This window comes from Hymenobacter sp. H14-R3, from assembly GCF_030063445.1.
In the GTDB taxonomy this organism is placed as follows: Bacteria; Bacteroidota; Bacteroidia; order Cytophagales; family Hymenobacteraceae; genus Hymenobacter.
On the sequence record NZ_JASITD010000009.1, the window covers coordinates 19980 to 33554 of the forward strand.

Consider the following 13575-nt stretch of genomic DNA (forward strand, 5'->3'; position numbering starts at 1 on the left):
TACCATGAAAAAACTATTTACTCTTGCGGCTGCCGGTACGTTGGCAGCCGCCTCGCTCAGCGCCCAGGCGCAAATCACGCTCGATGGCAAAGTCGACGCAACGGAAATAGCCACCACCACTACCCAGGGTAAGTATCAGCTGGTCAGCTCCTATGGGGGTACCCACTCAGTAGCCGACCACGGCCTGAAAACGCTGTATGTGGGTGCCTCGGCAACCAAGCTCTACGTGGCCGTAGTGGGCTCGTATGAGCAAAGCACCTCGTACCCAGCCATTATAGGCTACCTGAACGTGCCCGGCATAACGGGCGTGGCCGCTGGTACCAAGCTGGCCGGCGGCGACGCTGGCACCAGCCCCCTCAAGCAAAAGCCCACGATGGACTTTGAAGTGGACTACGGCATCCGTCTGACGTTTGACAAGGATATTACCAGCAGCGCCTACTTCAGCTACGCCGACTACACCACCGGCAACCCGCCCACGGGCGCTACCAGCGTGCCCGATGCCTACCAGGGTGGTGCTGCCAAAACTGGCGCGGCGCTTACCGCTTCGGCCGCCACGGGCCCATTGCAGGGTACCCGCGTGGCGTACCTGCCCTCGGCTAGCCTGGCAGCCAACACCGCCAACTCGGCCGTGGAGTTTGAGTTTGACCTGGTGGCTTTGGGCCTCACGGCCACTGCCCCGCGCATCGACATGTTTTTTGCATACGTGAACGACGGCGGCCTCTTTACTTCGGATACCTTCCCCGCGATTACCGGGCAAGCTATGGACCTGGCCGCTGACCAGGATTTCACTACCATTTCGGGTAAGCAGGTGCTGAGCTACCAGGTGGGTGCCGGCGTGCTGGCTACCAAAGCCGCTGATGCCGCCGCGCTGGCCCTGGGCGTGTACCCCAACCCCGTGCAAAATGCCTCGACCGTTACCTACCAGGTAACCGAGCGCGCCAGCGACGTCAACATTGTGCTCACCGACCTGCTGGGCCGCACGGTGCGCACCCTCGAAAACGGCCTCAAGCAGGTCGGTACCCAGACTGCTTCGGTGAATGCCGCGTCGCTGGCCGCCGGCACCTACTTGGTGCGCGTGCAGGTGGGCGATAAAGTATCGACCAGCAAAGTATCCGTGCTGTAAATCAGCTTGTTGTTAAAAGAAAAAGGGTCCCCGCTGCACTGGCAGCGGGGACCCTTTTTTGTGCCGAAAAAGCCGGCCGCGCTTACGGAACGACCAGGCGTTGGCTGCTCGTGACCCCGCCTGCGGTGAGCTGCACCAGGTACACGCCGGCGGGCAGGCTGCCCAGCGTGCCGAGCGTCAGCGTGTGGGTGCCGGCCGGGGCCAATGGCACCTCGGCCAGGGTGCGCAGGCGCTGGCCGGTGGGGCTATGCAGGGTTACGCGCACGGCCGCGGGCTGCGCCAGCGAGTAGCTCAGGGCCAGGGGGCCGGCCGTAGCGGGGTTCGGAAACAGCTGCATGGCGGCCGCATTGGCCGGCGCGGTGGTGGTGGTGGCCAGGGCGCTGGTGAGGACCACCACCGCGCCGTCGAGGCTGCAATAGTTGCCGGCGGCGGCATCGGAGCGCAGGCCGATTTCGCACTGGCCGTTGGTGATGACTACGCCGGGCACCTGCACCCGGGTCCAGGTGGTGAAGGTGGGCCAGGTAGCCCCGTCGGGGTAAAGCGAGAGGCCCATTACGTCCCAGCGGGCGCTGTTGGCCAGCAAGCCATCGAAGTAGTAGCGGAAGGCCCCGTTGTCCTGGCCATTGGCGAAGTGCACAATAACCTTGCTGGTGGGGCTCACCGCCTTCACGGCCGCGTAGCCCTGGTCAATGAACGACGCGAAGTTGGCGAAGCCGTTCACGGTTAGCCGGCCTTCGGGCCAGAGCATGCCGTCGTTGGTTTCGTTGCCCACCTGCACCCAATCGGGAGTTATATTATTGATTTTCAATAAGTTGAGAACATTGGCGGTGTGGTCGTACACGGCCTGCCGGAGTTGGGCCACCGTGTAGCTCTGCCAGGCTACGGGCTTGGTTTGTTGGCCGGGGTCGGCAAAGGTGTCGCTGTAGTGAAAGTCGATAAGCAAGCGCTGGCCCTGGGCCTGGGCGCGCTTGGCCTTGGCCAGCACATCGGCCGCGTTGTTATACCCGCCGGGCGGGTTCACCCACACCCGCAACCGAATGGTATTCAGCGCATAATCATTCTTGAGCAGCGCAAACAGGTCTTGCTGCGCGCCGGCCTTGTTGATGAAGTTGTAGTTGGTGGCCTCCATCTCGGTCACCCAGCTAACGTCGGCCCCCTTGGCGAAAGCCGGGGTAGCTTGGGCGGCGGCCGGGTGCCAGCCGGTAAGCACGAGCAGCACTAAGGCCGCCAGGCGCGTAAAATTTGGCATAGATAGAAAGGGAAGGAATGTGAGGAAAACGCAGGCGCGCGCCATGGTACGTTCTCGCTGCTATGGGTTGGCTAAGTAAATTTGAGATACGACCCGAACGCACCGAACGCCCAAACGCGCCATGGCGCGTGCCTACTGCAAGGCCACCGATTCCAGGTCCACCCGCAGCGGCTCGCTGAGGACAAGCAACTGAGCCACAATTACTTGCAGCACCTCCACATTAGCCAGTTTAAAGGCCGGGCTATTGGCCGGAACATAAGTGAGCGGTAAAAACCCGGGGTAGGGGCGGGGCGTGAGCAGCAGCGGCGCGGGCCGCAGGGCGCTCAGGGGTACCCGCGCCTCGGTGGTGCCCGCCACCAGCGGCACGGCGGCTTCGTAGGCCACGGCATCGCGGGTTACCAGCACCACGCGCAGCTGGGTAGCCGCCGGCTGGTTGCTGGAAACCTTGATAACCAGCTCTTTGAAATTACCCAGGTCGGCCGCGCGACCGGCCGTCTTGGCGCCCAGGTAGGCGCGCAGCGCGGCGGCGGGGCCGGCCGCCGGGGCGGGCTGGCCCGCCTTGGGTGGGGCCACTACCAGGCGCAGGGCCAGCGCGCCGCCGGTGGTGGCGTAGTCGGTGTAAGCGCCGTCTGCAAGGCCTTTGGCCTCCACAGCCTCGTGGTCGGGGCGGGCCTCGAAGAGGGGCAGCGGCGCGGTGGCGCCCACCAGCGGCACCTGCCAGGGCGCGGCCCCGGCGTAAAAATCCCAGTCGCGGGGCGCGCCCGGCTGGCCACCGGGGAAGGTGAGCGCCGGCTGGCCGGCCCGTTTCAGCACCACCCAGTAGCGCAGCAGGCCGGGGTAGGTGAGGGCCGCCGGGACGCTGGCCGTGAAGGTATTGGCGCCCAGCGGCTGCATGGGCAGCGTGCGGGTGGGGCCGTAGTAGTGCTGGGCCACCAGCAGCACGCTGTCCTGCGGGCCCGCGCCGGCCACCGTGGCCGTAATGGGGAGCGGCTGCCCGGCCGTGGCCTGGGCCACCGGCTGGTGGCGCACCTGGGGCGGGCCCACCGTGGCGGGCGGGGCCACAAACTCGCCCAGGCGGCGCGGGCCGTCCAGGGTTTGGGCGGTGTAGGCGCGGGCGTCGCGGCGGGGCCGGGTGAGCAGGTAGGCCCCGGGCCGCACGACGAGGCGGCCGGCGCGGGCCTGGTTCTGCACAGCGTTGCCTTCGTTGAGGCCTTTGAGTTGGAAATCAGCGCCTAAGTCGGCCAGCGCGATGGCCAGCGGCTGGGCATTCCACTCGATGCGGGTGACGGCCTTGCGCAGCGAGGCGGGGGCAAACGGGTCGCTCACGGGTACGGCGTCGGGCATTACTTCCAGCCGCCACACGCCGGGGGCGAGCTGGTCGAGGAAGTACGCACCGCTGCCCCCGTACTGCACCACTTTGGATGAGCCCACGCCCGCCACGTGCCGCAGCGCCGCGGGCCGCACCGGATTATCGCTTGTGTTGCTGGTATAATAAAATTCGGCCGGCGTGTTCCACTGGCTCAGCTGCCGGCGGTAGCTCACCAAGGCCGGGCCCACCACCGAGTCGGCGGGGTAGCGCGGCACGGCCTGCCCGCGCGCCATGCCGTGAAACACCTTGCTGGCTACCAGCATACTAAGGGCCTTGGCCGGCGTGTAGGCCAGGTTTAGGTAATGCGTCTGGTACTCGGTATTGGCAAAGGCGATGCCCATCGGGTCGTAGGCAAACTGGGTGGCCCACTGGAAGCCCGCCGCCCGGAAGCTGCGCGCCATGCTGGGGTACATGATGGGCTGCAACACGTCGGCCGACTCAAACTCGTACACCATTTTGGCGCGGGTAGCAAAGCGCTTGTCGCCGACGTAGGGCAGCGGGTACTGGTCCACGTAGGGCAGAAAATTGCCGCGCAGCTCGTGGCCACTCACCAGGCTCTCGGGGTACCACTGAAAGCTGAGGCCCTGCACGTTAGCATCCAGAATGGCATCCTTCACCACCGGGCTTTCGGCAATGTTGTAGAAAATGGGCTTGCCGTAGCCCGTGGCGCGCATGGCGGCCACCAGGCGGTTGGCAAAGCGCGTGACTGGGGCCAGCGGCAGGTGGTAGTTGGGCTCGTTGCACACCTCGTAGGCAATAATATCGGGGTCCTGCCGATTGAGCAGGCCGGTGTAGGGATTGCGGTGGTTGAGAAACTGCCCCAGGTAGTTTTCCTGCGCCCGTATGGCCCGCGGGTTGGTGTAGGCCTGGCCCTTGTCGTAGATGCTCGAAAAGCCCGGGCCGGTGTTGGTAGGCTCGGGGTAGGCGTTGCCCCAGTAGGCAATGGGCGTGAGAATAATCTTGATGCCCCGCGCTTTGAGCTTGGTAATCAGGTAGTCGAGCAGCCGCAGGTGGTCGTTTTGCTGCAAGTTGCCGAGCGTATCGGTAATCTCGATGTCCCACACGTGCAGCCGAAACGCATCGAGCCCCAGGCGGCTCAGGTGGTACACGTCCTGGTCGATGGCCTTCTCGCGGCTGGCCCCCACCAGGCCCAGTGCCCGGTACGAGTAGGCAAACGGCGCGGTGTAGTTCACGCCGAACAGCGCCACCTCGCGCTTGGTTTTTTGCCAGCGCAGCACGCCCTGCTTATCCACAAACACGTCGCCCTGGGGCGGTTTTTCGGTGGTTTGGGCGCTGGCCGAAAGAGTGAGTAAGGTGCTTAATAAGGTAAAGCAGCGGCGGAGCATAAGGCAATCAGTAGCGATAACGCGTAAAAAAGAACGTCATGCTGAGCTTGCCGAAGCATCTCGCTCGCGCCGCTGGGTCACTAACCCTAACGATGCGAGTGAGATGCTTCGGCAAGCTCAGCATGACGTTCTGTTCTCCATTCAAAACAGGCGGGAGCGAATGGGCTTAGCCCTCGTGGAAGCTCACCAAATCATCGATAGGCGAGCGAATAATCTTGCCTACCTGCATGCCGTGGGCGTTGGCCACCTGCGTGAGCGCATCGCGGAAATTATACCCCACCGAGCCAATGCAGTTGAAGGTATAATTCTGATAATCAGGATAATGAACAACAATATTCTGGAAGAACGCCTCAAAGGCCTCCACCACAATCTGGCGGCAGTAGCTCACGTTGTTGTGGTCGTAGGCAAACTTGGCGAAGCTGGCCAGAAAGCGGTTGGGCAGCGGCTGGTTGTAGAGCCGGTCGATGATGTCGTTGCGGTGGCCCAGGTGGTACTCTTCCTTCAGGGCTTCCTGCAAGCCATCGGGCAGCAGGTCGCGCATGTAGTCGCGCAGCAGGCGCTTGCCCAGAAAGGAGCCGCTGCCTTCATCACCCAAAAAGTAGCCCAGCGAATCGACATTATACGTGATTTTCTGGCCGTCGTAGATGCACGAATTGGTACCCGTGCCCAGAATGGCCGCGAAACCAGGCGCGTGGCCCAGCAACGCGCGCGCGGCGGCCAGCAGGTCTTCGGTCACCTCCACCTTATTGGCCCCGGTAAACACCTCCCGCATGGCGGCGGCCACGGTTTCGGCCTTGGCGGGGCTGGACACGCCCGCGCCGTAGAAGTAAATTTCGCGCACCTCGGCGCGGGGCAGCGTGTCGGGCAGGTTCTTATCGAGTGAAGCGATAATGGTCTGCGTATCAACAAAATCCGGGTTGTAGCCTTCCGTGTTGAAATACACGCGTTGGCCCGCGTCGGAGAGCTGGCACCAGCTGGTTTTGGTCGAGCCGCCGTCGGCAATTAGTATCATGGGCAGGGGGTAATGGGTAGTAAGTAATGGATAATGGGCAGTAGGTACTAAGCAATCTGTTCTTTGCCCGTAAAGAAAAGCCCGGTTGGCCGTTTTTGCGCGCAGGCAGGATGCGCCGACGACCAAAACCGTCGGCGCATCCTGCCTGCGTTACCCATTATCAACTACTTATTTCACCACCACCGAGGGCAGCAAGTCAATCCAGCCGTCTTCGCTCACCACAATGGCCAGGCAGGGGTAGGGCGACGAGCTGACGTAACGCACGGCCGAGTTGTAGCGCGCCCCGCGGCTGCTGTCGCCCTTTTCGGTGGCCTGCCCATCGAGAATAACCCCAATGGCGTGGCACACCCCGCTGGGCTCAATGAGCACCGCCCCATCGATGCTGCTGGCCTGGCGCAGCACCGGGGCCGTCATGGGCCGGGGCACCACCCGGAAGCACTGGCGGCGCATGCGCTCGGCCTCGGGCTTGGCCCCCGCCGTGATGCACAGCATGGTGCCGTGGCTTTGGTTGGAGGCCTCCAGAGCTAATTCCCAGAGGTACTCGCCGCCCTCGGGCGTGGTTTCGGGAAACACCTGCCGGATAACCCGGGCGAAGTTGTCGGCCTGCACCTTGCCCTGGGGCAGGCGCGGCGTGTTGCTCACCACCCGCATGAGGGTGTGGCCGGCGTGGCGCAATTCCCAGCCGTAGTGGTTGGTAAAGTGCACCGTGGCCAGGGGCTCGTACTGCGGCGAGTGGGCCTCCACGGAGTGGCCCAGGCCAAACACGTGCGACGCGTCTGATACCAGGCCCGTGGCGCCCTCCGTGAGCTCCAGCAGCTTGCGAATGGAGCGGTGGTCGCGCAGGGGCACGGGGGTTTCCAGGGTCAGCACCGGCGTAATGGCCGCGTGCTGGCGGCGGCCCAGCAGCATGGTGCCGCGGCCCTCGTCGCCCTCGTGGCGCAGGGCCGCCACGCCCAGGCAGGCATCATACAGGCCGTGGGCATTGCCGGGCGAAATGCGCAGCATCAGGCGGCGGCCCGCGCCGCGCAACACCTCGTTGTAGTCGCGGTCCAGCACCGGCTGCTCGTTGTCGGCGGTGTCGGCCTCGCGCAGGGCGCGGGTGCACTCGTGCAAAAACTCCAGCACCGCCGCGTGGGGCAGCGACGAGGGCCGGTTGGGCCCGGGCTTGCCAGGCAGCGTGTAGTACGAGTCGTAGGTGTCGGCCGAGAGCTGCATCACCACCACCACCAGGTAGCCATTGAGGCTGAGGGGCGTGCTGCAAAAGCAGCGGCGCTTTTCGCCGCGCTTGGCCACTATCTCTTGCAGCACCTGGTCGGTGGCCTTGCACACCAGCTCGTACCAGTGCTGCTTCTCCATGCGGTCGTGGTCCTGCGGGTGCAGGTGGTACACGTTGTCGCGCGGGCTCAGGTCGCTGGCCTCAAAGGCGGCGGCCAGCGTTTTGATGCTGCCAAACTCGGCCGGGGTGTAGCGCAGGCTGGTGGGCTCCACTACCACGCTCTGCGGGTCGTCTTCCTCCCGGCCCGATGCCAGGCCCAACAAAAAAACCTCAGGCCGCAAATTGCGGTCGAGCAAATTAAAAATACCTTCGGCAAATAACTGAGCCGAAACGCGAAACAAGCTTTGGTGTTCCCACATAGGTGGCAGTCGGGGGGCGATGGGGCGATGGCCGCCAGGGCCGGAAGGGCCACCCACGCATACGCAGACGGCACTGGCTTTTTGCCCATACGTAGAAACGGAGCTAATAGTAACGTTTTCACGGCAAAGGCACCACATTTTACGTATTCTTGTTCGTACCTTCGGGTGGCCAACGCGCGCGTGCGCGTGCCACCGCGACCCTCTCCTCTCAGCTGCCCTGCTTATGCTCTTCGTCGACATGCTCTTGGTGATGGTGGTGGCACTGTCTTTTATTCCCATTATGACGGGCTACTGCGCCGCTTCGCGCGGGCGCTCGTTCTGGCTGTGGTTTGCGCTGGGCTGGCTGCTGCCCATCGTGTCGTTTCTGCTACTGTTCGCCCTCATCGCCCGCGACGAGCTGGACCCTGGCCGCCAGCTGCTGCGCGAAGCCCGCCAGATTCTGAAGGAAGCCGAGGGGAAAAAGGTAGAGCGGACGTAAGCCAAGCTTTTATAGTTAGATAATTAACTGCTTATAAAGCACTTACATTTAAAGCCGAGTTGTTTCGCGCTAGTTGGCCCGCGCAAGCAGTTATTTCAGGGTAAGAGTGTTCCCGCATGAGTAAGCAGTACTTAGCCGCGGCCCGACTGTTGCGGCAGCGTATTCCCGTTGGGTTGCTAGAAGCCCTGCAAGTGCTGACTGCCGTAGCGGGCAACCTTGACCAGGCGGTGCAGCAAGTGCAAACAGCTTACTGCCAGCAAATTCAAGATAAAACGGGCATATCCGCCGCCGCCGCGCTCGAAAAGCTCCTGCGGCTGCACTACGACTTAGACCGCGTGCTGAACGAAGTAGCGCGGGAGCAACACACAGCCACCGAGCTGGTGCTGCAACGCTACGCCACCCGCAAGGCCGAAGCCCTGCCCCATTTATGCAGGGAGGTTGCCCACGCCACGCCCATCAGGTACGAGCCAGGCTATATGGGTGGGCACTGGCTGCCGTTGGGCCGCCTCACCGCTACCCTAAGCCCGCCGCACTACTGCGTGGTGGCACTAAATGAGTGGTTTGAATACGAAGACTACGAGGGGTTTGACTATGCCCTGGACTTTTGGCTGGCGGAAATAGCCACCGTGATAGAGCAGCAGCTGCAACTGCCCGTGGTAGCCGGTTACCTCCGCACGGCCCGCCATCTTCAAGAGCACTTTCGAGCCTCTTCTAAAGCTAAAAACCTGCCGCAAGCTTTGCGGATGAAGGCCCGAATTGCCAAAGACCCGGCGTTTCGGGCTGCCGAGCAAGGCTTCGACCAAAGCCGCCCGCTGCTGCTCGAAACCCTGTATGACTACGTGCAGGAACGGGTAGCGGAGTTTCCGTAGCCGCCGGGCTAGCCCGCCAGCAGCCGCGCCACGCCCCCCGCCGCCCAGGCGCCGGTGCTGAAGCAGCCTTGCAGCAGGTAGCCGCCGGTGGGGGCTTCCCAGTCCAGCATTTCGCCGGCCACGAAGGTGCCGGGGCGGCGGCGCAGCATCAGGTGCTCATCCACTTCACTAAATGGCACGCCGCCCGCCGAGGAAATGGCCTCGGCCAGGGGCCGCAGGCCCTTTACCGGGATGGGCAGCGCCGTAAGGCTGCCGGTGAGGTCGGCCGCTGGCCCGGCCAGTTCGCGTAGCAGCGTGGGCACGGGGGGCTTCAGGTGAAATGCGCTGGCCAGAAATGCCGGCAGCGAGGTGCCCGGCCGCCGCCGCGCCAGCCGCTGCGCCACTTCGGCCGGGGCCAGGTCGGGCTTTAGGTTCAGGCTGAAGGTAGCGGGGCCGCCCGCTGCCAGCGCGGCCCGCACCTGCGGCGTGAGGGCATACACGGGTGTGCCCTCCAGGCCGTAGTCGGTGAGCATGACTTCGCCGCGCACCGTGTGGTCACCGCAGCTGAGGGCAATGTTTTTGAGGGGCGCGCGGCCCACTTTGTCCTTAAAAAAGGCCGACCACGCCACCTCGGCCCCGCAGTTGGCGGGCAGCCAGGGCTGGCTGGGCACACCGATGGCGGCCAATAGCGGCGTCCAGTGGCCATCGGAGCCGGTTTGGGGCCAGCTGGCGCCGCCCAGGGCCAGCACGGTGGCGGCGGGCGCCAGGGTAAATTCCTGGCCGGTTTTTTCGTCTGAAAAGTGCAGGCCGGTTTCGCCCGCAAAGCCCAGCCAGCGGTGGCGGGTATGCAGCTCAACGCCCAGCTCGGCCAGGCGGCGCAGCCAGGCGCGCAGCAGGTCGGCGGGCGTGTGCTGCGCCTCCGGAAACACGCGCCCGCTGCTGCCCACGAAGGTGGCAATGCCCAGGCCGGCGGCCCACTGGCGCAGGTCGGCGGGCGAGAAGTGGGCCAATACCCCCTGAAAAAGCGCGCCGGCCGCGCCGTAGCGCCCGGCAAAGGCGGCCGCGTCTTCGCCATTGGTGAGGTTGAAGCCGCCGTGGCCGGCCACCAGAAACTTGCGGCCCACCGTGGCTTTTTGCTCAAACACGCGCACCCGGTAGCCGGCCTCGGCCAGGCGCTGGGCGGCCAGCAGGCCGGCCGGGCCGCCGCCCACCACGGCCACCAGCGGGGCCGGGGCGCTGGCCAAATGCGCGGGAATAGGGGAGGACATGGCGCAAAAATACGCGTACTTGGTTTGGGGCGGTCGGCGGCGGTCTGGGCCGCTACTTCGTTCTGCCAGGGCAACGGCTTGCCGGGGCCGGCCGTACGTTGGGGCCATGAGTTCCTATAGTATCCTGATTGGCCTGAGCCTGGCCGTTATTTTATCCTACCTGTTCAACCTGGCCTCGCGGGCCACGCGGGTGCCCTCGGTGCTGCTGCTGCTGCTCACCGGCATTGGCCTGCGGCAGTGGGCCGGGTACCAGGGCGTAGACTTCCGGGTGCCCAAAACGCTGCTGGAGATATTTGGTATTATTGGCTTGATAATGATTGTGTTGGAGGGTGCGCTCGACCTGCGCCTGAGCCGCGATAAGGTGCCGCTTATCCGGCGCTCGTTCTTTGCGGCGGCCCTTATGCTACTGGCCCAGGCGGCCGCCATTGGCGGGCTGCTGCACCTGTGGCTGGGTGCCAGCTGGCAAACCAGCCTGCTCAATGCCGTGCCGCTGGTGGTTATCAGCAGCGCCATCGCCATCCCGAGCGTGGCCGGCCTCACCGGCGACAAGCAGGAGTTTATTGTCTACGAAAGCACGTTTTCGGACATCCTGGGCATCATGTTGTTCAATTTTGTGGACCAGGAGGACTTTTACCAGGGCCAGGGCTTGCTCACCTTCGGCCGGGGCGTGATATTAATTCTGTTGGTAGCCATTGTAAGTACCGTGGTGCTGAGCTTCTTACTGGGCCGCCTGCGCGAGCACGTCAAGTTCTTCCTGCTCTTCGCCTTCCTGGTATTAATGTACAGCCTGGCCAAGCAGCTGCATCTCTCGTCGCTGCTGCTGGTGCTGGCCTTTGGCCTGGCCGTGAACAACGCCGACCTGCTCCTGGGCTGGCTGCGGCTGCGCACCGGCTGGCGCGGTTTCACGGCCGAAGACCTGGCCCCCGACCTGCACCAACTCAAGAACATCACGGCCGAGTCGGCATTTCTCATCCGCACGTTCTTTTTTCTGCTCTTCGGCTACTCCATCACCCTGGCCAACCTCATGAGTTGGCAGCTGCTGGAGCAGGGCGTGCTGATAGTGGCCGTGCTCACGGCGCTGCGCTACCTCTACCTGCGCTTCGTGGCCAAAACCGACCTTATGCCCGAGCTGTTTATCGCCCCCAAAGGGCTGATTACGGTGCTGCTTTTCTACAGCATTCCGACCCACCACATCCTCGGTGACGTGAGCGAGAATATCCTCTTCGTGGTTATCCTGCTCACCAGCGTGCTGATGATGATAGGGCTGATAGTCAGCCACCAGCGCCAGACGGCGGCGATTGAGTTTTGATTCCAATCGTCGGTCATTGCGCGCGCAATGACCGACGATTAGGTTCTGCCCATTGCCCATTACCCTACGCTTGGCCTTCCTCAATCAGCTCGCGGCGATAACGGGCTAATATGGCGGCTTTTACAATGAAGCCCAGGTAGTTGCCCTCTTCATCGCACACGGGCAGCGAGGTGCTATCGGTGCGCTCCAGCAGGTCGAGGCAGTGCTCTACGCTGTCGGTGGGGCTGATAACGGCCGCGGGCTTCTGCATCAACTCACTGAGTTTGATGGTGGTGTAGTGCGCGTCGTCGAAGAGCGTGTCGCGCACCATGTCGAGGCTGATGATGCCGCGCAGGAGCCCGGTTTTGCCCACCACCGGAAACACGTTGCGGTGGGCGTGGCGAAACACATCGACCAGCTCGCCGAGCGTGGCATTGGGCCGCAGAGTCAGGAAGTCGGTATCGAGCAGGCGGTGCAGGTCGAGGCGCGAGAGCAGGTCGCGGTCGCGGTTGGCGTACACGTCCACGCCCTTCAGCGTGAGCTTGCGCGTGTACACCGAGTAGGGCTCGAAGTGCTTGGTAATGAGGTAGGAAAAGCTCGTAACGAACATTAGCGGCACGAATAGCGCGTAGCCGCCCGTGATTTCGGCAATGAGAAAAATGGCCGTGAGCGGCGCGTGCACCACGCCCGCCAGCACCCCGGCCATGCCCAGCACCACAAAATGCACCTCCGGAATGGCCACCAGCCCGGTCATGTTCACGAGGCGCGCAAACAGGAAGCCGCCCAGCGCGCCCGCCACCAGCGACGAGCCAAACATGCCGCCGTTGCCGCCCGCGCCCACCGTGACGCTGGTGGCCACCACTTTCATGAGCATGGTAAAAAACACCAGAATCAGCAGCAGCCACACGTTGTTATCGCCATACACGGAGAACAGGCTGCCGTCGGTGAGGCTTTGCGCGTCGCCGGCCAGTAGCTTTTCCACCACCGTGGTGTAGCCCTCGCCGTAGAGCGGCGGAAACAGGAAAATGAGCGTGCCCAGCGCCGTGCCGCCGGCCAGCACCTTCTGCCAGCGCAGCCCCGGCCAGCGCGCCCAAAAGTGGTCAAACCAGTGGTACATCCGAATCATGTACACCGAGAGCAGGGCCATGAGCAACCCCAGTACCAGGTAAAACGGCACCGTATCGACCACCCACGAGTTGGTGATGAGCGCAAACGGCTGGCCCGCGTACAGGGCCTTCGACACTACCGTGGCCGTAGCCGACGAAATGAGCAGCGGAATAAAATACTGCGCCGGCAGCTCCAGCAAAATGCTTTCCACCGCAAACAGCACCCCCGCAATGGGCGCGTTGAAGATGGCCGCAATGCCCGCCGCCGCCCCGCAGCCCGTGAGCAGCCGCCGCCGCCGCCGGCCCGCCCGCAGCACCCGCGCCGCGTTGGAGCCAATGGCCGCGCCCGTTACCGAAATAGGGGCCTCGGTGCCCGCCGACCCGCCAAACGATACCGTTAGAAACGCCGTGATGAGCTGCGAATACAGCTTGGAGCGCGGCACAATGGCGTTTTCGCGGGCCGTGTTGTAAATAATGGGGCCAATGCCCCGGCCCAGCTCGCCCCCCAGCAAGTACTTGGTAACCAGCACGGTAAGCGTGATGCCAATAACGGGGTAAATAGAAAGCGCAAACACCCGGTTGGGCTCCGTCACGGCCGCGGCCAGCTGGGCCTGCTGCCAGTGCACCGCCGTTTTGAGTGCCACCGCCGCCAGGCCGGCCAGCACGCCCACCAGCCCCGCCAGCCATACCACGTACACGCGCTCACTCACGTGGCGCAAGCGCCACAGTAACAAGGGGTTGAGCAGACGGTGAACGAGGCTTTTCTGCATAGCTTTTCAAATATCCGGTAGCACGCATCAATTATCAAGCCGGGCGGCATTTGCGGTTGACCGGCAATTGCTGCCCCGCCGCC

General features: G+C 63.8%; 10 protein-coding genes. 4 read left to right on the forward strand and 6 right to left on the reverse strand.

Annotated features, from left to right (window positions below):
- The first annotated feature begins 4 nt into the window (after positions 1-4).
- On the forward strand, positions 5-1123 hold the full coding sequence (locus QMK33_RS10080) for a T9SS type A sorting domain-containing protein (RefSeq protein WP_283564459.1): 1119 nt from the start codon (positions 5-7) through the stop codon (positions 1121-1123).
- Positions 1124-1205: 82 nt separating this feature from the next.
- On the opposite strand, the gene QMK33_RS10085 is transcribed toward QMK33_RS10080, so the two are convergent.
- The 4 genes from QMK33_RS10085 to QMK33_RS10100 form a co-directional block, all read right to left on the reverse strand.
- The gene (locus QMK33_RS10085) at positions 1206-2372 is read right to left on the reverse strand and encodes a glycosyl hydrolase 53 family protein (RefSeq protein ID WP_283564460.1); all 1167 of its coding nucleotides are present in this window, start codon (positions 2370-2372) and stop codon (positions 1206-1208) included.
- A 132-nt stretch (positions 2373-2504) separates the two neighbouring features.
- The gene (locus QMK33_RS10090) at positions 2505-5087 is read right to left on the reverse strand and encodes a membrane or secreted protein (protein WP_283564461.1); all 2583 of its coding nucleotides are present in this window, start codon (positions 5085-5087) and stop codon (positions 2505-2507) included.
- A 166-nt stretch (positions 5088-5253) separates the two neighbouring features.
- Complete coding sequence (locus tag QMK33_RS10095; RefSeq protein ID WP_283564462.1) at positions 5254-6099, reverse strand: N-acetylglucosamine kinase; 846 nt, start codon at positions 6097-6099, stop codon at positions 5254-5256.
- Positions 6100-6267: 168 nt separating this feature from the next.
- On the reverse strand, positions 6268-7734 hold the full coding sequence (locus QMK33_RS10100; RefSeq protein ID WP_283564463.1) for a diadenylate cyclase: 1467 nt from the start codon (positions 7732-7734) through the stop codon (positions 6268-6270).
- A gap of 223 nt (positions 7735-7957) precedes the next feature.
- Between QMK33_RS10100 and QMK33_RS10105 the strand changes: the two genes are divergently transcribed.
- Entirely contained in the window at positions 7958-8212 is a 255-nt protein-coding gene (locus tag QMK33_RS10105; RefSeq protein WP_283564464.1) for a hypothetical protein, read from the forward strand.
- Positions 8213-8328: 116 nt separating this feature from the next.
- Complete coding sequence (locus QMK33_RS10110; protein ID WP_283564465.1) at positions 8329-9081, forward strand: hypothetical protein; 753 nt, start codon at positions 8329-8331, stop codon at positions 9079-9081.
- Positions 9082-9089: 8 nt separating this feature from the next.
- On the opposite strand, the gene QMK33_RS10115 is transcribed toward QMK33_RS10110, so the two are convergent.
- Entirely contained in the window at positions 9090-10328 is a 1239-nt protein-coding gene (locus QMK33_RS10115; protein WP_283564466.1) for a BaiN/RdsA family NAD(P)/FAD-dependent oxidoreductase, read from the reverse strand.
- 106 nt (positions 10329-10434) lie between these two features.
- On the opposite strand from QMK33_RS10115, the gene QMK33_RS10120 reads away from it, so the two are divergent.
- Positions 10435-11637 carry a cation:proton antiporter gene (locus QMK33_RS10120; RefSeq protein ID WP_283564467.1) on the forward strand — a complete coding sequence of 401 codons (1203 nt, stop codon included), beginning with the start codon at positions 10435-10437 and terminating at the stop codon, positions 11635-11637.
- Between the two features lie 64 nt (positions 11638-11701).
- Here QMK33_RS10120 and QMK33_RS10125 read toward each other — a convergent pair whose 3' ends face one another.
- Positions 11702-13492, reverse strand: coding sequence for a chloride channel protein (locus tag QMK33_RS10125; RefSeq protein WP_283564468.1), 1791 nt, complete (start codon positions 13490-13492; stop codon positions 11702-11704).
- Positions 13493-13575 lie beyond the last annotated feature (83 nt).